This window comes from Acinetobacter wanghuae, from assembly GCF_009557235.1.
GTDB classification, from domain to species: Bacteria; Pseudomonadota; Gammaproteobacteria; order Pseudomonadales; family Moraxellaceae; genus Acinetobacter; species Acinetobacter wanghuae.
Map to the genome: position 1 here is coordinate 2,154,133 of NZ_CP045650.1, position 22,551 is coordinate 2,176,683.

Annotated in this window: 13 protein-coding genes and 1 pseudogene; 1 reads left to right on the forward strand and 13 read right to left on the reverse strand. The window is 42.6% G+C overall.

Going from position 1 to position 22,551, the window contains the following annotated elements; all coding sequences use genetic code 11:
• Positions 1–8: 8 nt before the first annotated feature.
• The 3 genes and pseudogenes from GFH30_RS10200 to GFH30_RS10235 form a co-directional block, all read right to left on the reverse strand.
• A complete protein-coding gene (locus GFH30_RS10200; RefSeq protein ID WP_153372329.1) occupies positions 9–1,661 on the reverse strand; it encodes a poly alpha-glucosyltransferase in 1,653 nt (550 codons plus the stop codon).
• A gap of 180 nt (positions 1,662–1,841) precedes the next feature.
• Positions 1,842–12,587, reverse strand: a pseudogene (locus GFH30_RS13375) (Ig-like domain-containing protein); the annotation flags it as partial.
• Positions 12,588–13,115: 528 nt separating this feature from the next.
• Positions 13,116–13,763 carry an HAD-IA family hydrolase gene (locus tag GFH30_RS10235; protein ID WP_153372331.1) on the reverse strand — a complete coding sequence of 216 codons (648 nt, stop codon included), beginning with the start codon at positions 13,761–13,763 and terminating at the stop codon, positions 13,116–13,118.
• 98 nt (positions 13,764–13,861) lie between these two features.
• Here GFH30_RS10235 and GFH30_RS10240 point away from each other — a divergent pair, with 98 nt between their 5' ends.
• Complete coding sequence (locus GFH30_RS10240; RefSeq protein WP_153372333.1) at positions 13,862–14,629, forward strand: hydroxymethylpyrimidine/phosphomethylpyrimidine kinase; 768 nt, start codon at positions 13,862–13,864, stop codon at positions 14,627–14,629.
• Positions 14,630–14,695: 66 nt separating this feature from the next.
• Here GFH30_RS10240 and GFH30_RS10245 read toward each other — a convergent pair whose 3' ends face one another.
• The 10 genes from GFH30_RS10245 to GFH30_RS10290 form a co-directional block, all read right to left on the reverse strand.
• On the reverse strand, positions 14,696–15,073 hold the full coding sequence (locus GFH30_RS10245) for a 5-carboxymethyl-2-hydroxymuconate Delta-isomerase (RefSeq protein WP_153372335.1): 378 nt from the start codon (positions 15,071–15,073) through the stop codon (positions 14,696–14,698).
• A 145-nt stretch (positions 15,074–15,218) separates the two neighbouring features.
• Positions 15,219–15,557 (reverse strand): zinc ribbon domain-containing protein YjdM, encoded by a 339-nt coding sequence (locus GFH30_RS10250; protein WP_153372337.1) that lies wholly within the window; start codon positions 15,555–15,557, stop codon positions 15,219–15,221.
• Between the two features lie 276 nt (positions 15,558–15,833).
• A complete protein-coding gene (locus GFH30_RS10255) occupies positions 15,834–16,214 on the reverse strand; it encodes a ribonuclease E inhibitor RraB (RefSeq protein ID WP_153372339.1) in 381 nt (126 codons plus the stop codon).
• Positions 16,215–16,367: 153 nt separating this feature from the next.
• Positions 16,368–17,309, reverse strand: a complete 942-nt coding sequence (locus GFH30_RS10260; protein ID WP_153372341.1) for a hypothetical protein — start codon at positions 17,307–17,309, stop codon at positions 16,368–16,370.
• Positions 17,310–17,902: 593 nt separating this feature from the next.
• Complete coding sequence (locus GFH30_RS10265) at positions 17,903–18,568, reverse strand: pseudouridine synthase (RefSeq protein WP_153372343.1); 666 nt, start codon at positions 18,566–18,568, stop codon at positions 17,903–17,905.
• A 568-nt stretch (positions 18,569–19,136) separates the two neighbouring features.
• Complete coding sequence (locus tag GFH30_RS10270; protein ID WP_227551492.1) at positions 19,137–19,385, reverse strand: hypothetical protein; 249 nt, start codon at positions 19,383–19,385, stop codon at positions 19,137–19,139.
• A gap of 129 nt (positions 19,386–19,514) precedes the next feature.
• On the reverse strand, positions 19,515–20,225 hold the full coding sequence (locus GFH30_RS10275) for a hypothetical protein (RefSeq protein ID WP_153372347.1): 711 nt from the start codon (positions 20,223–20,225) through the stop codon (positions 19,515–19,517).
• An 82-nt stretch (positions 20,226–20,307) separates the two neighbouring features.
• Positions 20,308–20,886 (reverse strand): DUF4126 domain-containing protein, encoded by a 579-nt coding sequence (locus GFH30_RS10280; RefSeq protein WP_153372349.1) that lies wholly within the window; start codon positions 20,884–20,886, stop codon positions 20,308–20,310.
• 125 nt (positions 20,887–21,011) lie between these two features.
• Positions 21,012–21,254 carry a zinc ribbon-containing protein gene (locus tag GFH30_RS13530; RefSeq protein WP_406565750.1) on the reverse strand — a complete coding sequence of 81 codons (243 nt, stop codon included), beginning with the start codon at positions 21,252–21,254 and terminating at the stop codon, positions 21,012–21,014.
• Positions 21,254–22,504, reverse strand: coding sequence for an AAA family ATPase (locus GFH30_RS10290; protein ID WP_153372353.1), 1,251 nt, complete (start codon positions 22,502–22,504; stop codon positions 21,254–21,256). The genes GFH30_RS13530 and GFH30_RS10290 overlap by 1 nt, the downstream gene beginning before the upstream one ends.
• Between the last annotated feature and the right edge of the window lie 47 nt (positions 22,505–22,551).

Genomic DNA, 22,551 nt, shown 5'->3' on the forward strand with positions numbered 1-22,551 from the left:
CTAAGCACTCACTCAAAATAGTTTAAGTAAGCAATGTAGCCAGACAAATTATGCTCTTGATCATCAATACGTGTTCTAAAGCGATCATGGCGAACATAGAAGGCATTTAATATTTTTTCAGGTTTTGCCATATACATAGCAACTTCAGGATAGAAATAGCCTGCACTTCTTTGGAATTCGACGCGTTGCTCAATGAGCTTCTTAAGCTCTTCAAATTTTGATTTTTCATAGAGCTCATCAAATCCTTGTTCTCGCATACGAATCACCATTTTGTATGCAGACATCATCATCTCTAAAAAAGTCGCATAAGCTGTTTTGCGCTCTGCAATAAACTTCATATGTTTTAAATAATTATTTAACCCAAATTCAAAATATTTTTCTTCTGGGCATATTTTTGTAAGTTCATTGGTGCAATAACTTAACCAATGATCATGATATTTATCGTATTTCTTCTCTATAAAATGCTCAAACATCAACTTTACAGTTTGAAGTAATGTGGCATCTTGATTAATCTGATACAGTCTTAGCAGTCCTAAAGCTGCTTCTCCATCATAGTAAACGATACGGAACTGCTCTTTAGTTTCTAAACTCGGATAGTCGAGAACATGGGTGGTTTTACCCTGATCATCAACCATATACAAAATGCCTTCAGCCAACTTCTCTGCAACAGATTGATATTGAGCGTCTTGCGTAATCTCTTGGTATTTAGCAAACATGAAGATGGCAGCTGCGTTTGAGCCAAGCTTGATTTCAGCTTCATCTTCACCATCAATCATAAACCCACATGACTTTTCTTCTTTGTAGAAAACTTGAATGGCGTATTCGATTGCAAGTCGGATTTTTGTTAAATATTCTTCCTTATCATCAACTTCTAGCGTTTCTAACAAAGCATAGACTGCCGTGCAATGGCGCACCGTATTATAGCTTTTTAATTCGCGATCATAAGCTGGGAAGTATCCATAAATAAACCTCCCATCTTCTTGAAGTTCATTATGTAAAAACGTGGCATTTTCTAGAACTAAAGAACGTATATGTGTTTTTAAGTCCGAATCTAGCTCACGCACACCATTAACTGGTCCTGTACTTTGCAAGTTCAGCATTTTCTCATCTTCATAAAATGCTGAAACTGTATCAAATAACCAAACGTGCTTAAGTTGATCTAATTCTAAATTTTTAGTGATTGTTGGATACTTAGAATGAAGTGCGCGATTTACATTGTCTTGATCCCAAAAGGTAGGCTGATTGTAGACAATGCCCCGGATTAACGCTTTTCCATATAGCTCTTGCTCTAAGAAGCAAATCTCAAACTTTGAATCGAAACTTACACCTTTCCTAAAATGATTATTATGCATTTGGGTGTTCAGTGTTTGTTTAACATCTTGCCATGACTTTTGCTTAATATTCACAGCGATATCAAACTTTAAATACTCAGGTAGACCTCTTTTTTTATCGTACATTTTGTCCAAAAAATTAAGCGTTCTATTTAATGCTGTTTTAGCATCGGGTGCATTCGTACTCCATACTTTACAACGTGTAGTCGGTTCACCATAAGAAATAAACACCACATAAGGTGCTTGTGCAATTGTGATGAGCTCTTGATTCAACCAATCTTTTAATTTTTCTTTAAAGCTTAAATATTGACTTTGAGTAGTGATTTTCATGACCTGTACATGTCTATTTTTTAAAGAATTTTGTAATTAAAAGCTAACATGACTTATTTTTTTTGGCGATGTTATTTTATGTATGTTTTGTTTATTTATGTATATCTATATTCGAGTCAAAATAAAGCGCATAAAAAAGAGGCCCCTAGGGGCCTCTCTCTTTTACTGTCAATTTACTAATTAATAGAGCAGCTGATTGTTTTCAAGTAAATCAGCAAGACTTACCGTTGTATTGTTTAAAACAACCAAGTTAGTAGCAGCGCCACTTAGTAAGCCTGGGCCATCTAAATCTACTCTAACTACAGCGTTCGCACCGCTTTGAGTAACTGTTACGAAGTCTTCAATATTACCTGCATCAACACCGCTCTCTTTGAGTAAGCCTCTCAGATCTAGGGTATCGCCTTGTGCGAAATTAAAGTCTGTCCATACATCGTTACCCAATGTACTGGTGTTACCTCCACTACTAGTATTCGCCAACAGATCATAGATCACCGTATCTGCGCCTAGGCCTGTGGTAAAGGTATCATTAGCAGATGTACTGAATACAAACTGACCTTCTTTAGTCGCTGTAATGTCAATGCTGAGCGTTGAGCTTGATGTACTTCCATCAATACCAGTGATGGTGTAAGCAATTACATCATCAGCAACATCAGCAACATTTACACCTACTTTATTGGTATAGCTATAGTCACCATTACCAGAAACGGTCAAGAAGCCTTGTGCTGTTTCAATGGTCTCTGTGTCATGTCTACCTAGAGTAACGCCACCAATGGTCAATTTAGTAAAGCCACCACTTGTGATGTCAGCCCCTGCACCATCATACAGGTTACCTGTTACTGTTGGATGTGATTTAGTCACTACATCCGCAATAACATAAGTACTACCAGTAATATCTACTTGCAGATTTGGAGCAGAAGAACTCAATGTCGTTGAACCCTTCTGAATATTATAGTCAAAACTATAATTACCTGCCTCTAAAGTAGATAGGTCAATATCTATTAAAGAAGCTCCAAGAGTTTTTTCTGAAGTAGTGAGTACCTTCGTATAATAACCCGTACTAGCATTATAGGTACCACCAAAATTAGCATTTTGTACAGCAACGTTATCTTTCAATAAACGATACGTAACCGTGATAGTTGCTGAACTAACTACTCCTGATGTCTCAAGGGTCAGCGTTGCATTACTTATCTCATTTCCTAATGTAAATGATGTTGAACCACCGCCTGAAGCTTGCCCTGAAGTGGTTGCAGTACTAACACTATTAGCAAAGGTGAGATCAATAAAATCATAACGATCATTGGTCAAGACTGCTACTGCATTCACATCAGGATTTGCTTCAACAACCGTCACTGTACCGTCTTGTGCAGGATTTGCATCATCCCAAACAATTTCAGTACCATCAGCATCAACACGAATATTAAGGACTGCAGTTTCAGTATGGTAGCCATCATCAATGGTATAGGTGAAGCTATCTACCTTGCCATAAGAAGATGATTGCCCATTACCTACATAGCTAAATGAACCATCAGGTTTAATGGTGAGCGTACCATGTGCACCCTCAATTGTTGTTCCTGCTGCAGTGACAGATGCTGTCGTACCTGTTTCCGAAGCAATTTGGGTTAATACCGCAGTGCTACCATGTGCCTCAGCAACCCAATCATCAGCACCTATACCGTTATTGTCTAAAGATACATTGCCCTCTACACGACCATAATCATGTAAAGTTGAATCTGTGATCGTGATATCAGTATTACTCAACACACCTACATTCAGTAAACTGGTTAACAAATCTGTAATAGGTCCTGGCTCAGGTGGAGCAAGCGCAAGAGTATATAGACCTGCTGGTATGTCATTAAACTGTACATTTATCGCAGAGATATTTGTGTTTAGACCTTGCGGAGTAAATGTTACTGCATCTTGAGCTATCGCTACAATTTCACCTGTAACAATATCAATGACATTTAGGTCAACTGTATAAGCCCCATCTAGTAAACCTACAAGAGAACCAAGATCTGTCAGACTACCATCCACTCTAACAGTAATATCTTGGAATGAATTCTCTTTAACTTCAAACGTCAGTGCAGTCGTTCTAGGTAATAATTTCACATCAATGGTTTGTCCTAAAACAGAAACTGCTCCTAAGGCGAAAATATCCCCAGTTTTACCGTTTAGATTATCCTGCTCATCGAAAGCAACTGCTGTATATAGATCATCCACTGCTGCAATATCTTCTGGAATTACACCATCCGCACTTAGATCATTCTCATTCCAATCGATTGTGACACCATTTTTGGTGATACGAATGTTTAGATTAGCAGTATCTGTGTGCAGACCATCATCAATCGTATAAGTGAAGGTATCTACTTTACCAGTTACATCTCCCGACAATGGATCTAAGACATAAGTGTATGAACCATTACTAAAGATCGTCAAAGTACCATACTGACCTTGAATGGCGGTTCCTGACTCATTGACTGTTACTGGAGCTGTCACGACTTCTGATGTAATTGCCACTAATGTTGCAGTCGCATCATGTAACTCTCCATTAATGTCATCTTGTCCAGAACCATTTTCACCATTTTCAAATACATTACCTTGCGTTTGAATCTGATTATGTTGAAGAGATGCTGAAATCTCCATTTCCAGTCCAGATAACAAACCTGTACCAGCAACAAGACCAGTTAAAGCAGTTAATAAACCACCTACTTCAGTTGAAGAAAGTGCAACTGTGTAATTACCTGGAGGTAAACCTTCAAAATTAACTTGGTTGGCTGTAATTGTAGTTGTAACTAGACCTCCATTACCAACAAGCTGAGGAGTTAAGGTTACTGCATCCTGTGCAACGGCCACAATATCACCAGTATCACGATCGATAATAAGAAGGTCGGCAAAAGTGCTAGGACTTTGACCAAATAACAATGAGCTCAATAATCCATCGACTATTCCTGTTAAAGCCTCAATACTTACAGAACCGGTTTGGCCCGTCACATCAACAGTTATGTCCTGCGTTGAATTTGGGGCAACAGTAAAGTTAAGAGGATTATTTGTTGGCAACAAGCTCACATTAATTATTTCTGCAAGCGCATCAAGCTCTAAGAATGCCGATGAACTGCCTGTCATAAGTATATTGTTGACTACAGTAGCGTCACTTAAATTCACTGAATCTAGGTCGTCAACTGCATCGATGTCTGATTCCACATCAGAGTCAGAGTCGCTGTCAGAGTCACTATCGCTGTCAGAGTCAGAGTCGCTATCGGAATCAGAATCGCTGTCGCTGTCTGAGTCAGAGTCAGAATCGCTGTCGCTGTCAGAATCAGAGTCAGAATCGCTGTCTGAGTCAGAATCGCTGTCGCTGTCAGAATCAGAGTCGCTATCGCTGTCAGAATCAGAGTCGCTATCGGAATCAGAATCGCTGTCGCTGTCTGAGTCAGAGTCGGAATCACTGTCGCTATCAGAATCAGAGTCGGAATCGCTATCGCTGTCTGAGTCAGAATCGCTGTCGCTGTCTGAGTCGGAATCGCTATCAGAGTCAGAATCGCTGTCGCTGTCAGAGTCGGAATCGCTGTCGCTGTCAGAGTCGGAATCGCTGTCGCTGTCAGAGTCGCTGTCGCTATCAGAATCAGAATCGCTGTCAGAGTCAGAATCGCTGTCAGAGTCAGAATCGCTGTCAGAGTCAGAATCGCTGTCAGAGTCAGAATCGCTGTCGCTATCAGAGTCGGAGTCGCTATCGCTGTCAGAATCGGAGTCGCTATCAGAGTCAGAATCGCTATCGCTGTCAGAATCGGAGTCGCTATCAGAGTCGCTGTCAGAATCAGAGTCAGAATCGCTGTCGCTGTCAGAATCAGAGTCGGAGTCGCTATCAGAGTCAGAGTCGCTATCAGAATCGGAATCACTATCGCTGTCTGAGTCAGAATCGCTGTCACTATCAGAGTCAGAGTCGCTGTCAGAGTCGGAATCGCTATCGCTGTCAGAATCGGAGTCGCTATCAGAGTCGGAGTCGCTGTCAGAGTCAGAGTCGCTGTCAGAGTCAGAATCGCTGTCGCTATCAGAGTCGGAATCGCTGTCGCTATCAGAGTCAGAATCGCTATCGGAGTCAGAATCACTATCGCTGTCTGAGTCACTGTCGCTGTCTGAGTCGGAATCACTATCGCTGTCTGAGTCAGAGTCGCTGTCGCTATCGGAGTCAGAGTCGCTGTCAGAGTCAGAGTCGCTGTCAGAGTCAGAATCGCTGTCGCTATCAGAGTCGGAATCGCTGTCGCTATCAGAGTCAGAATCGCTATCGGAGTCAGAATCACTATCGCTGTCTGAGTCACTGTCGCTGTCTGAGTCGGAATCACTATCGCTGTCTGAGTCAGAGTCGCTGTCGCTATCGGAGTCAGAGTCGCTGTCAGAATCAGAATCACTGTCGCTATCAGAGTCGGAGTCGCTATCAGAATCGGAGTCGCTATCGCTATCAGAGTCGGAGTCGCTATCAGAATCAGAGTCGCTGTCGGAATCAGAGTCAGAATCGCTGTCGCTATCAGAATCAGAGTCGCTATCGCTATCAGAGTCGGAATCGCTGTCGCTATCAGAATCGGAGTCGCTGTCAGAGTCAGAATCGCTGTCTGAGTCAGAGTCGCTGTCGCTATCAGAGTCAGAATCGCTGTCGCTATCAGAGTCAGAATCGCTGTCGCTATCAGAATCAGAGTCGCTGTCGCTATCAGAGTCAGAATCGCTGTCGCTATCAGAGTCGGAATCGCTGTCGCTATCAGAGTCAGAGTCGCTGTCGCTGTCAGAATCAGAGTCGCTGTCGCTATCAGAGTCGGAATCGCTGTCGCTATCAGAATCGGAGTCGCTGTCAGAGTCAGAATCGCTGTCTGAGTCAGAGTCGCTGTCGCTATCAGAGTCAGAATCGCTGTCGCTATCAGAATCAGAGTCGCTGTCGCTATCAGAGTCGGAATCGCTGTCGCTATCAGAATCGGAGTCGCTGTCAGAATCGGAGTCGCTGTCAGAGTCAGAATCGCTGTCGCTATCAGAGTCGGAATCGCTATCGCTGTCAGAATCGGAGTCGCTGTCAGAGTCAGAATCACTGTCGCTGTCAGAGTCGGAATCGCTGTCACTATCAGAGTCGGAATCGCTATCAGAGTCGGAATCGCTATCAGAGTCAGAATCGCTGTCGCTATCAGAGTCAGAATCGCTGTCAGAGTCAGAATCGCTGTCGCTATCAGAGTCGGAATCGCTGTCGCTATCAGAGTCAGAGTCGCTGTCGCTGTCAGAATCAGAGTCGCTGTCGCTATCAGAGTCGGAATCGCTGTCGCTATCAGAATCGGAGTCGCTGTCAGAGTCAGAATCGCTGTCTGAGTCAGAGTCGCTGTCGCTATCAGAGTCAGAATCGCTGTCGCTATCAGAATCAGAGTCGCTGTCGCTATCAGAGTCGGAATCGCTGTCGCTATCAGAATCGGAGTCGCTGTCAGAATCGGAGTCGCTGTCAGAATCGGAGTCGCTGTCAGAATCGGAGTCGCTGTCAGAGTCAGAATCACTGTCGCTGTCAGAGTCGGAATCGCTGTCACTATCAGAGTCGGAATCGCTATCAGAGTCGGAATCGCTATCAGAGTCAGAATCGCTGTCGCTATCAGAGTCAGAATCGCTGTCAGAGTCAGAATCGCTGTCAGAATCAGAGTCACTATCGCTGTCAGAATCGGAATCGCTATCGCTGTCAGAATCGGAATCGCTATCGCTGTCAGAGTCGGAGTCGCTGTCGCTATCAGAATCAGAGTCGCTGTCAGAGTCGCTGTCAGAGTCAGAATCGCTGTCGCTATCAGAGTCGGAATCGCTGTCGCTATCAGAGTCAGAATCGCTATCGGAGTCAGAATCACTATCGCTGTCTGAGTCACTGTCGCTGTCTGAGTCGGAATCACTATCGCTGTCTGAGTCAGAGTCGCTGTCGCTATCGGAGTCAGAGTCGCTGTCAGAATCAGAATCACTGTCGCTATCAGAGTCGGAGTCGCTATCAGAATCAGAGTCGCTGTCTGAGTCAGAGTCGCTGTCGGAATCAGAGTCAGAATCACTGTCGCTGTCAGAGTCGGAGTCGCTGTCGCTATCGCTATCAGAATCAGAGTCACTGTCGCTGTCTGAGTCGGAATCGCTGTCGCTATCAGAATCGGAATCACTGTCGCTGTCTGAGTCAGAGTCGCTGTCGCTGTCAGAATCGCTGTCAGAATCAGAGTCGGAATCGCTGTCAGAATCAGAGTCGCTATCGCTATCAGAATCAGAATCGCTGTCGCTATCAGAGTCAGAGTCGCTGTCAGAGTCAGAATCGCTGTCGCTGTCTGAGTCAGAGTCACTGTCGGAATCAGAGTCGGCATCGGCATCAGCGTCGGCATCTGCGTCGGCATCCGCATCGGCATCAGCATCCGCATCGGCATCGGCATCGGCATCGGCATCGGCATCAGCATCCGCATCGGCATCGGCATCCGCGTCGGCATCAGCATCAGCATCGGCATCCGCATCCGCATCGGCATCGGCATCGGCATCGGCATCGGCATCCGCATCAGCATCCGCATCGGCATCTGCATCCGCATCCGCATCGGCATCAGCATCGGCATCAGCATCGGCATCAGCATCGGCATCGGCATCAGCGTCGGCATCAGCATCAGCATCCGCATCCGCATCCGCGTCGGCATCCGCATCGGCATCGGCATCGGCATCGGCATCGGCATCCGCGTCGGCATCAGCATCCGCATCCGCATCCGCATCGGCATCGGCATCCGCATCCGCATCGGCATCGGCATCGGCATCAGCATCCGCATCGGCATCTGCATCTGCATCCGCATCGGCATCCGCATCGGCATCAGCATCGGCATCAGCATCGGCATCGGCATCGGCATCAGCATCGGCATCGGCATCCGCATCGGCATCAGCATCAGCATCCGCATCCGCATCGGCATCCGCATCGGCATCAGCATCCGCATCGGCATCCGCATCAGCATCCGCATCTGCATCGGCATCCGCATCGGCATCGGCATCCGCATCGGCATCAGCATCCGCATCGGCATCCGCATCAGCATCGGCATCCGCATCCGCATCGGCATCCGCATCCGCATCCGCATCGGCATCAGCATCGGCATCCGCATCTGCATCGGCATCCGCATCGGCATCGGCATCCGCATCGGCATCAGCATCCGCATCGGCATCAGCATCCGCATCGGCATCCGCATCAGCATCGGCATCGGCATCAGCATCGGCATCAGCATCCGCATCGGCATCAGCATCCGCATCGGCATCGGCATCAGCATCGGCATCCGCATCAGCATCCGCATCGGCATCGGCATCGGCATCCGCGTCGGCATCAGCATCCGCATCAGCATCGGCATCGGCATCCGCATCCGCATCAGCGTCGGCATCCGCATCGGCATCAGCATCCGCATCAGCATCGGCATCGGCATCCGCATCCGCATCCGCATCGGCATCGGCATCGGCATCGGCATCAGCATCGGCATCCGCATCGGCATCAGCATCGGCATCAGCATCCGCATCCGCATCCGCATCAGCATCGGCATCGGCATCCGCATCCGCATCGGCATCGGCATCCGCATCGGCATCGGCATCAGCATCCGCATCAGCATCGGCATCCGCATCCGCATCCGCATCCGCATCGGCATCGGCATCAGCATCAGCATCGGCATCAGCATCGGCATCAGCATCAGCATCAGCATCGGCATCGGCATCAGCATCGGCATCCGCGTCGGCATCAGCATCGGCATCGGCATCGGCATCCGCATCGGCATCCGCATCGGCATCAGCATCAGCATCAGCATCAGCATCAGCATCGGCATCCGCATCCGCATCGGCATCGGCATCGGCATCGGCATCAGCATCGGCATCGGCATCGGCATCAGCATCGGCATCGGCATCGGCATCCGCATCCGCATCGGCATCGGCATCGGCATCCGCATCGGCATCCGCATCCGCGTCGGCATCAGCATCCGCATCGGCATCAGCATCAGCATCGGCATCCGCGTCGGCATCAGCATCCGCATCGGCATCCGCATCCGCATCCGCATCGGCATCAGCATCAGCATCAGCATCAGCATCAGCATCAGCATCAGCATCAGCATCCGCATCGGCATCGGCATCAGCATCGGCATCAGCATCAGCATCGGCATCCGCATCCGCATCCGCATCAGCATCGGCATCGGCATCGGCATCACCAAAGTCTACGATTAGATTCGTTGGATCAGATGCATTGCCTGCTGCGTCAGTTGCTGTCACATCAATCGCATTACCATCTACTAATGGACTATCTAAGGTAACTTTAAAGTCACCATTAGCATCAGCTTGACTCGTTCCAATGGTATTACCATCCTCGTCTTTTACAGTGACAATTGAATTAGGTTCAGCTTTACCCGTCACCTCTAGACCATTTTGACTTACCGCTACATTTGTAGGCGCATCCGGTGCTGTGGTATCTGGTGCATTAACTACTGTTGGATCAGATTCGTTGCCTGCTTCATCTTTGGCAGTGACGTTGATTTCTTCACCGTTGGTTAATGGATCTTCAAGCTCTACGCTGAAATCACCATTGGCATCGGCTGTGCCTTCACCAATTACATTGCCATCTTTGTCAGTGATCGTGATCGTTGACCCAGGCTCTCCTTTACCTGTCACAGTTGAGCCATCTTCGCTGACTACAACATCACTTGGCGCTTCTGGTGGCGTAGTGTCTGTAGAGGTATCTGCAACTGCAATCGCTGGTTCAGATTCATTACCCGCAGCATCTGTTGCAGTAACTTCAACTTCTGTGCCATCTTCAACAGGCGTATCTAAAGTAACTTTGAAATCACCATTGGCATCGGCTGTGCCTTCACCAATTACATTACCATCTTGGTCCTTAATGGTGACTTTGGCATTTGGCTCAGTTTTTACCACGACGGTTTTACCATCAAAACCAGTGACTTCAGGTGCATTTGGTGCAGTTGTGTCTGGTGCATTAACTATTGTTGGATCTGATTCATTCCCCGCTGGATCCTTCGCTGTAACATTGATTTCTTCACCATTGGTTAATGGCTTATCAAGTTCAACACTAAAGTCACCATTTTCATCAGCAGTGCCTTCACCAATTACATTGCCATCTTTGTCAGTGATCGTTATGGTTGAGCCCGGCTCTCCTTTACCTGTCACAGTTGAGCCATCTTCGCTGACTACAACATCACTTGGCGCTTCTGGTGGCGTAGTGTCTGTAGAGGTATCTGCAACTGCAATCGCTGGTTCAGATTCATTACCCGCAGCATCTGTTGCAGTAACTTCAACTTCTGTGCCATCTTCAACAGGCGTATCTAAAGTAACTTTGAAATCACCATTGGCATCGGCTGTGCCTTCACCAATTACATTACCATCTTGGTCCTTAATGGTGACTTTGGCATTTGGCTCAGTTTTACCCACGACGGTTTTACCATCAAAACCAGTGACTTCAGGTGCATTTGGTGCAGTTGTGTCTGGTGCATTAACTATTGTTGGATCTGATTCATTCCCCGCTGGATCCTTCGCTGTAACATTGATTTCTTCACCATTGGTTAATGGCTTATCAAGTTCAACACTAAAGTCACCATTTTCATCAGCAGTGCCTTCACCAATTACATTGCCATCTTTGTCAGTGATCGTTATGGTTGAGCCCGGCTCTCCTTTACCTGTCACAGTTGAGCCATCTTCGCTGACTACAACATCACTTGGCGCTTCTGGTGGCGTAGTGTCTGTAGAGGTATCTGCAACTGCAATCGCTGGTTCAGATTCATTACCCGCAGCATCTGTTGCAGTAACTTCAACTTCTGTGCCATCTTCAACAGGCGTATCTAAAGTAACTTTGAAATCACCATTGGCATCGGCTGTGCCTTCACCAATTACATTACCATCTTGGTCCTTAATGGTGACTTTGGCATTTGGCTCAGTTTTACCCACGACGGTTTTACCATCAAAACCAGTGACTTCAGGTGCATTTGGTGCAGTTGTGTCTGGTGCATTAACTATTGTTGGATCTGATTCATTCCCCGCTGGATCCTTCGCTGTAACATTGATTTCTTCACCATTGGTTAATGGCTTATCAAGTTCAACACTAAAGTCACCATTTTCATCAGCAGTGCCTTCACCAATTACATTGCCATCTTTGTCAGTGATCGTTATGGTTGAGCCCGGCTCTCCTTTACCTGTCACAGTTGAGCCATCTTCGCTCACTACAACATCGCTTGGTGCATCTGGAGCTTTGCCATCTACAGTAGATGTCGTTTCAGCAGATGGATTACCCGCAGGATCTGTAGCAATGACTTTAATTACATCGCCATCTTCTAGTCCTGGATTTGGTACTGACCATTTACCATCAGGACCTGCTGTTGTTTCCGCTTTTGAACCGTCTGGGAACGTTACTGTAACTTTAGAACCAGGTTCTGCTGTACCTGTGATCGGATCTGTTTGATTGATTGGGTTAACAATAGGTGCTGCTGGAGGAGTTTTATCGCCTTGCCAATTATTATTATCTGAACTATTATGAGCAGCCGCTGCGACTACTCCAACACCCAATAGACCACCCAGTATTGCACCCCATGGTAAAGCGGCACTTGCACTAGTGCCCAACAATGCAACCAAATCACCCTCTAACGGATGATAGGTAATTGTCGTTAAAAGTTGATCTGCACCGTCGACAAACTCTGCCCAGTACAGCTTCCCTTCACTTTCGAATACAAGCAGATTGGCATTTGGATTATCTACAAAAAAATTATCTACAATAATTTGTTCGCCATTTTTGAGTGTAACAACAGCCGCATTACCTTGGCGTGTAATACTTTCCACATCCTCAATATTGGCTTTAATTTTTACAACCGACTCCTGATTAAGGGTAATATTTTTATTCGAGGTGGTACTTTCGAGTACCCCCCCATTATTTTTGGATATTATGTCTACCTGCGTCATAGGGAAAACTCCGATGCTTGTTTGTTATAATGATCAAATGCTAGGCACGCATCGATTATTATTAACAGCAAGGAGTAGTCGATAAAACCCTCAGCAAACTGTGATTCATTCAACACTGTTTATTCTTATTTTGATTTTAAATACGATAACTCATTGATTTAAAAATTAAGTGAATAATTTATATAAGTATTTATAACTCTACATTTAGATGGATTATAAAATTTTTAATTTTGTATATTATTGAAATAGAACATTTTAAATATTTGTACACGTGGCATATATTTTTAATATTAAATTGTAATTTAAACACATAAACTTACACAAAATTAACCCATATTAACTCAAGCATTTACTATAGAAACAAACAAGGCAACACAACCAAAACAATCATTTCATTTTTTAAGTGAATAGTTAACATATTTGTATAATCATTGATAATATTTAGATACATATTCTGATTAATATTTAAAAAAATTAGAGGTTATTACTATATTAATAACAACCTCTAAAAATTTATTATTTTAAAAATTCAAGTAATTGATTAAAGGCATTAATTCTGTGCTTCGGCATTACTTGCTCATGTTCTTCGACTGTACCATAGCCATAAGTCACTGCAATCGTTTCAATACCATTACGGCGTGCACCTAAAATATCATGCTCACGGTCACCAATCATTAAGCATTCATTTGCATTAAGATTTTCTTTTTCAAGCAGATATTGAATTAACTCTCCTTTATTGGTTCGTTCACCATTCAGTTCACTTCCATAAATATGATCAAAGTATTGCGCAAGTTCAAAATGCTCTAAAATTTGTACCGCATAAATGGTTGGTTTTGCCGTGGCAATAAATAGACGGTAACCTCGTTTTTTCAACGCTTGCAAAGTCTCTGCAACGTTTGGATAAACCTGATTTTCGTATAAACCTGTGACCGCGAAACGCTCACGATATCCTAATAAAGCCTGCTCAGCTAACAGATCCTGAGCATCAACATTAAGGAGTTGTGCCAACGATGCTTTGAGTGGTGGACCAATGATCCAGTCAATATTCACATCATCTGCAATCGGAAAGCCTACTTTCGCTAAACCGTATCGCGCTGAGGTGGTAATACCAACTTTGGGATCTGTTAATGTCCCATCTAAATCAATCAAAAGATTTTTTATCACTGTGCTCCACCTTATCTGCACTCAAATATTCTACGAGTATCGAGTGTTACCAAAATTTTGCCTATACTAGCCGAGTTTATTCAATCAAGGATATGGTTTTGCGCCCGACAGTATTGTGTTTTTCAGGTTTAGATCCTTCCGGTGGAGCGGGATTACAAGCAGACATTGAAGCCGTTGGACAAAGTGGTGCACATGCTGCAATTGCTTGCACGGCGCTGACCATACAAAATTCACAGCAAGTCTTCGGCTTTGAACCGACTCCAAAAGATTTGCTGCTGGCTCAAGCCAATGCCGTGGTCAATGATTTGCCTATTCGCTGTGTAAAGTCAGGCATGTTGGGTACGACAGACAATATTATTGCTTTAGCAGGTTTTCTGTCAGAACATCCTGATTATGTTTATGTGCTTGATCCTGTTTTAGTTGCAAACAGTGGTGGCTCATTAGGTCATCAAGCTACGTTGGTCAAAGCATTTGAAACGCTGATTCCTTATGCGAGCTTAATTACGCCAAATACGGTTGAACTACGGGCTTTGACAGGCATTGAAGATTTGGAATTAGCGACACAAAAGTTATTTGCAATGGGTGCTCAAGCGGTTTTGGTCAAAGGTGGACATGAAGATACGCCAGACTATATTCAAAATCGCTTATATATTTCAGGTGAATTAATCAGTGAGACACGTTGCCCACGTTTAGAAGGCGAATATCATGGTTCAGGTTGTTCATTAGCCAGTTTCATTGCGGGTCGTTTAGCACTTGGTGACAACTTAAAGACCGCTGTGCAACATGCAGAAACGTGGTTATTTGGGGTACTCAAGCGAGCTGAATCACCTGTGAAAAATGGTCAAAAGATCCCTAAACGGTTTTAATTTTTTTGCTCAAGTAAAGATGATCTTAATGAAAAAAGCCTGAATATTTTCAGGCTGTTTTATCTGTTAAATAGAATGTTTCGCGCTCAACGCTACTTTGCTATACGTTGATTTTGGCATTTCAATGATTTCAACACAGATTTGCACATTCAGATTTTCAGGTTGTGTAAAACTTTCTTGTATCGCAGTTAACACTTCCTGCGAAATCGCAATTTTAGTAGGTTCATCACGACCACTTAAAACTGAAACTTTGGCATGTAAATACGCATCATTTTCTTCACCTAAACCAATCAGATAGTTGCTTTGTTTAATCGCACGGCTTTTCAGCTCTTTTGCCGATTGGACAAAATGGCCTGCTAGCATTTTTTCATGGATGGCGGTTAGTAAAGGCTTGGGATCAAGTTCAGTTAAATTATCAGAATATTCTAAGTGGATATGCGGCATCGTGAATCTTCAGCAGAAATTTTTTATTTTTATATCATAGATAAGCAACCAAGACTGCGATTCAACATGCTGGTTCTTTATAGTTTAATCAAAAAAAGGAGAACCGAGGTCTCCTTTTATAATCACAGGCATTTTTAGGGTGAATTTAAGCTTTTTTCACATACTCTGATTTTAATTTGATTGCACCTATGCCCTCAACTTTACAATCAATATCATGACCATCCGTTGCATCAGGTAATAAACGAATACTTTTGACTTTAGTGCCTACTTTGACCACAGCAGATGACCCTTTCAGTTTGAGGTCTTTAATGACAGTCACACTATCCCCATCAGCAAGCGCATTGCCATGGGCATCTTTAATCACCACTTGTACTTCGGTGTCTTCGCCCTCTTTCCATTCATGCGCGCATTCTGGGCAAATCAATAAATCACCATCTTGATACGTGTATTCTGAAGTACATTTTGGACAGTGTGGTAAGGACATAAAAATTCTCAAAAAATTAAAATAAGTACAAAGATCGACTATAACATTTTTAGATCAGTTGAATGAATGACCTAAAGTTTCGACGCGTACTAAACAGAATAAATAGGTAAAAAATGATTATCTGTACAAGAGAAATGCAGGCAAAAATTAAATGAGCGTTTTCAATCCAATCATTTAAGGTGTGAAAAGCTCGAAAAGCGAATGACATAAGTGATCAGCGGCATTCTGATCGGTACAAAAAAAGCTCAGCGCACTGAGCTTTTATGATCCATCGTATTAACTCGTCAAGATATCTTCATCATCAATATCGTCATAGACATACGCCATACAGCCCCAACCATCATATTCACCTTGGAAATCACTGGCAATTTTCGTGAACCATTGTTCTAAATCTACAATATCTTCATAGCACGGTTCTAAATAAACATAAATCGTAATGACCCACTCTAAACGATCGCTCTCCTCATCTTGAAACAAGCTAATTTTTTGCTCTTCTTTGAGTAAATGTAAGGCACAACGGTCGGCATTTTCTTCGGTGGTAAATGCAATTGAAAACTCAATTTCATGTGGTTCTGTTAAATCATCACCATCTTTGTGCATTTGCCAAAGTACTTCACCATTTTCATCTTCTGGAAACTGTTCATAATCACGAGACATGTGCGAATCCCTGTTCTATTAAAATTATAGTGCTGTTTTTTTCTACAATTCAGATTAACGTATTTTTTTAGATTATTCGAGATAAGCCATTAAAATAATTTTGGCTTGAATACATAATGAAGTGTGAATATGCTCAATGATTGAATACAATATCTATGCATGTTGTCGCTGTTTTGATCCTGTCTGTTGCTGCTGTAACTGCTTAAGAATGGCGGTGAATTTTAATTCTTCTAAACGCAAATCTAAATACGACTGCTGAATCATAGCTTGGCTTAAATCAATCCCTTTATAATTAATCAAAACAAAGTCATCTTGTAGCGCTTGCAACATCTCAGCCAAGTTATGCCCATTTAACTGTGCTAAATATAAATCCGCTTTCGTATTAAATGCCATGCTGAGTAACTCAATGGTGCTATGACGGCGGCTATCATCAACATAATTACAGCTTGCCACTTGATTGTGATCCTGAGCAGTTTGAATCTGTGCACGAATTTGAGCCAGACGATGTGCAGCATCATGTTCACTATAATTTTCAATTAATTGATGGACTAAAGTATTTCCCGATACATTTAATACAGTCGGGTAGCCATGCACTTTATGTTCTAAAGCAGCAACAACTTCTTGTAAGCGATGTTGTTCTTCAGCTTGCTTATAATAGCTTTGTAATTTTACTCTTGCCTGCTCATCTACATCGAATAAAGCTTGTTTTTGGTATTGATTTACGTAGTCTTTGACCCGTTCAATGTAAGCTTTAATATCCTCGATCATAATTGAAGCATTCAGTTTGGTCACTTCAACAAAGTTGTCGGCTTGCAGTTGTCGACTCATAACGTACTGTTCAATATCGCAAATATCTTGGTATTTTTTGAATTTATTGAGTTCAGTCTTAAGCCCGCTGCTTTGTACACGCAGTTGCGTCAATTCATAATTGAGATCATCGGTTTTCGCCTCGTATTCGGCCAGTTTTATACGTGCGTGATCGAGATTTTCTTGTAAAACTTTATGATTAGTTCGCCAAGAATTTGTCCGAGCAAGCACCCAAACCAGTGCGATCATCAGCACAATGACGAGAACGAATAAACCCATACTCAACATGCTTCGTTCCTATTTAAAATTGAAACCCAAAAAGAAAAAAGCACCATGTAAAAATAAAGTGACATGATGAATCTTACAATTTTGACACAGTCTATGCGCTCAGCTCAAAGCCAATCATCTGATGTTTCTTTCAGTAATACATTAACATTTAAATGATTATTCTTGTTTTTAAAGTATTACTAAAAAAGGAATAGCATCAACGTATTATTCATTCAGTGAATGCACACAATGTCTGATCTAAAAGCGGTTCACAGCGTTTAAATGAAACTAAAAACATCGAATACTCAACGTTTTCATTAAAACCAAAATAAATAGAACAAGATAAATTCACCCAAAACCTTACCTTCAGTACTCGCTATCATTCTTACTGTTTTAATTTACACATGAGTTACACAACACAACATAAAGCAGAAATTTTGCTTATTTAAGATAAATTTATTGAAAAAAGAGTGATCTTCATAGCAGTTTTCACCCTGTCTTTTGTAACATTTACTCACACTTAAATCGCCATTTTTGCTGCAATAACAAAAATAAAGGCTGAATGGTATCGGAGCGAACTTCAACTGTTTTTATGCAAAACTGAAGTTCACATCTTAAAACTCAGGATTGGCTCGAATATCAATTGCTTGTTTTAACATCGGATGTTGAAAGCTTAAAGAACTTGCATGCAGTGCCATACGTTTTAGCTGACTTTTATAGGGTTCAGGATGATAAATCTGATCACCTGTAATGGGATGTCCAATGTGCATCATATGTACCCGCAACTGATGTGAACGTCCGGTAATGGGCGTAAGCAAAACCCGACTGATGTCATCTTCGGCATCGTATGTCAGTGGTTGATACAACGTTTTAGAGGGCTTGCCCAATTCAAAATGCACCATTTGTCGCGGACGATTCTCCCAATCCGTGATTAAAGGCACATCCACACTCCCCGACTCAATGACATGCCCTTGCACCAATGCAATATATTGCTTAGAGACCGCGCGTGCTTGGAACATTTTACTAATCGCGACTTCTGCATCACGATGTTTGGCAAACATGAGAATGCCTGAGGTTGCCATATCCAAACGATGGGTAATTTTGGCATTCGGATATTGAGCGAGTACGCGTAAATAAGCACTGTCATGATGTTCTGGCAAACGTCCTGGCACTGACAATAATCCTGCAGGTTTATCAATAATCAGTAAATCATCATCTTCAAACAGAATCTTTAAGGCGCCTTGCGGTGGCGTATAAACAAAGCTTTTATCTAATGGCATGGGAGATGCGCTATGGGCGAAAAAGCGCAAAATAACAAGGTGAATGCAGGCTGTCAATCGTGCTTTGAATTTTTCAGTTTTAGAGAGATGAATGACAAGATGAAGACGATCAGGATGGGTTTTGAATGATGAACATCATAAGAAAGTGTGCATATTATTCGAAAGTCTGTTTTATTTTATTATTCTATCAAGAAATTTTTAAGGGGTTGGGAAAACTGATTATGGTTTACTTCAACTATCAATCTTGGTAAGACTTGATCTTATAGCCTATAAACTTGTGGTCTATAGCGTCCTAAGCCGAATCGAGACCTTTTGGGTTCGTACTGCACTCGCGTTTTGCGCCGCTCACAGCATGCTACTCTTTTCGATCCCATCACACCCTTGAGATCTATAGTAGCCAAAGCGCTGTGGGATTAATTTCCTTTGTTTTTTTAATTTTGACTATTTTTGAAAAATTATTTCTTAAACATAGGTGTAAATGAAAAAATACGATCAAACTGCTTTATTTAAGCTTTTTAATTTCTTAAAAAGACATCTTTTTGGAAATTTTTATCCAAAAAATGTGCCTTTATAAGGTCTGTAACCACTGTGCGGTAAACCACCAACCACTTAATGCACACATCCCCGACATGATGGTTGCAAGGACTTTGTTCATTTTTGAAAGTGGCGAACTGAGTACCTTAATATTAATGACATAAGCGAGTGCAAAATAAGCTAAACCCACGACACCACAAAAAGGCACAAACAACAACGGCCATGCTGCATAGAGGTGCGAGGATTTCGTCAATGTGTTGGATTCTGCGCTTTGATGTGTCATGTCCATGCTGCGGCTCTCTTTTAATTACTCAAATATGCACTGTGATGCATCAAAATATCCCACTGGATAAAGATCATGCTGTGCTTTAGATCTATTTAGCAATTTTTGCGCCAATGTTGCACGACGGCGTTATTCAAATGAAATTTCATCAAAGTCTTTAATCTTTGATAAATACATCGGTGCGATTTGAATATTCGACCATGTTTCTTTAAAGCGTTCAGGCTGCTCTGGATTCATTTTGTTAATATTGTCTTTATACAGTTTTTTGCCCGTTATGAAATTGAGACTGGTGAATGACTCGACCATAGGTCCGTAGTTGCTTGAATGGTCATAACCAATCAATCGCATATCATTGTGTTCAATACGGAATTTATAGCCCCAATAGCCGTAGCGACCATGTCCATAATGAAGTTCTAAAATGCCGTTTTTAATTTCAGAAGATAACTCCGGCGCGAAATACACCCCACCGTCTTCTTGGTCGGAACTAAAACAGTTTAAATTTTTGACCAGCGTTTGATATGCGATTTTATTTTTCTGCCCCAACAGCACAATGATGCCACGGCGATTACGATCTACGACTTCATCAAAGCGATTGCGCACCACCTTTTTCGGGTCAGCTGCTTTCACAATGAGTACCGTATCTTTAAGACCATCTTTGTTTAAATCGCCATGTACAGCACTAAATAGGCTGTAATATTTTGGAATATAACTTTGAAAACGCGCAGTGTCCTTTTGTAATTGGATTTGTTCAGCACTGAGCACTTCTTTTGCTGTTGTTGTTTGTGCCAAAAGTCCGAGCATGATCACCATCATGATGCCGCTCATTTTATTTTTCATCATCTTGTTATTCCTTATTGATTTTTAATGGTCTTGGCACAGCTTAAGCGGCATATCAATGTTATCTTCAAGATGAGATTAATCTTTAGCTCACTGAATGATTGAGATTTTGTTGTTTCTTGATGCGTATCCAACGTACCGCCCAAATCAGTGCGATGACAGCCACAATAACCACTAAAACCGGCACTAAAAAGGACAATATTGAAAGCAGCAATGCGCCCATCCATTCGCCTGTCGACACCACAGGATTGGCTAAACCGCCTGTTGTTGCCGTCGATAAACCACGAACCGCGACGGTACTCATTTGCACTGCGCCTGCTGTTCCGCCCCCGACAATAATTGCTGCTGCCCAACTGGCAAACTGAGACATTTCCCCGCTACTCACTGCCATGGTGGTTAATGTGCCTGCCACCATTGCCGCAGGTGTTGCAACCGTATCTAAGATGTTATCGACCCAAGGAACATAGTACGCAGCAATTTCACAGACTGTTGCCACCGCTAATGCGATACATACCGATGGTATCGCAAGCCATTCAAAACCTTTCATGGGTTCAAACCAACCGACCAAGGATGCCACGCTCATGACCAGTAAAGGCACAAATACGCGAAAACCGCAGGCTGCACTCAGTCCAATACCAATACATAAACCTAAGATTGTTTCCATGCTACGCGCCCCATCATTGTTATGAATTTTATGATATTAGGCTAACAAAAAAGCCCTATGGAGTAATAGGGCTTTTGGTTAAAACAGGGGGTGTCTGTTTTAGTTGTTGTGTGGCTTAGGCAATATTATTTTTTAAATTCATTGCCATGGCACTTGGTACACGGGGGTAAACGGTCTGTACCAATTTCTAAATAAGCGCGGCGTCCGCACTGAATACAAAAATAGAAGCCTGTTCCGGGTTTAGAGCCAGCTATTACCATTTTCGTTCTCCATGTTGTTTTAGAAATGGTTGAACGAGTATAGACAAGTCGTCTGTAACTTAGATTGACCTTTTTGTTATGGGATTGTGGCAGTTGGGCGAAAAAGATTAACTATCGTTACTCGCTTTCGCAGGTGTTATAGAATCAATAACATCTTCAACCTTATTAATAATCTTTTCACTTACTTTATTTAAACCAGTTTTGTCGATAATCTCATGAGTTGGGCTACCATGATTATTTGAATCCATTAACCTTAAGGGTGCTTCTTCAAGTCTAGTAAGCGCCACATTAAATAGTCTAGCTTCAAACTCTGGATCAATTTTTGCTGCTTCTTTTTTATAGCCTTCATATGCCTTGGCAACAGATGCTTTAAAGTCATAATCCTCAGCAAGTTTAAAGCGCTGACTAATCTGTTTAGTCGCTAACCAAGCAAACCACAATGGAGCTAAAACACTAGTAAGAGATAAAATTATTTGAATCCAGATAATCCCCCAATTCAGATTTGGTTCAGTAAGTGACGTAGTTAATACTTGAATACGCTGATGACCAATCCAAGCTCCAACGCCTAATGCAAATAATAATCCACCTACCCATAAACGAATTGACCATTTTAAACTTGAAGCCCTTTGATCGAAAGCTAAAGCCAAGCCCTTTGTCGTTGTAATACGATATGCCTCTTCACAATTTTTTATCAACTGTTTAGCTTGTTCATTTAGTTCAATAATAGATTTTAACTGAGCCTCTACAGAAGTTTTATGTTCTGTAATTTTCTTTCTATCAAAAGATGAATCCTCATGAATTTCTGTAACTTTTGCTCTTGCTTCTTTCAGATTATGTAAGTCTGTAGGTAATGATTCTGCCGCTTCTGTAGCATCCTTTATTAATTGTATTTGATCAGATAATAAATCTTTATTTGGAATTAAGTTATCTAACTCTGTTTGAATACTTCTTAAACGACTCGATAATGCTTTTGGCAGTGCTTTGTTATCTTGTAATGTTTCCCAACTCATTAAAGGTGAGATGATTTGTCTAATCCAATCAAGTGTAGAAAAATAAACAGGGATTGCTTGCGGTCCATTGCCATTGAACATATGTGGCACAGTCTCACTGTACATCAACTGCAATCGAGATGGTAATTCCTCTAACTGTTTTTGAGTTTCTTCATCAATATTAGTTAGTTTTAACGCTCGAATACTTTCTGCTATTTTAAAAGGGATATCTGCTAAATCATGCCTTGTTAATGGAGGATGTGCCCATCCATATACATCTCTTAATACCCGATCATCATTCCAACATCCTAAAACATGTTCTGAAAGCTCATCTAAAGCATCACATAAATTTACTATCACTTCATTCATACACTCCCCCAAATAAAAAACACTCCAATTCACATTAGAGTGTTTTT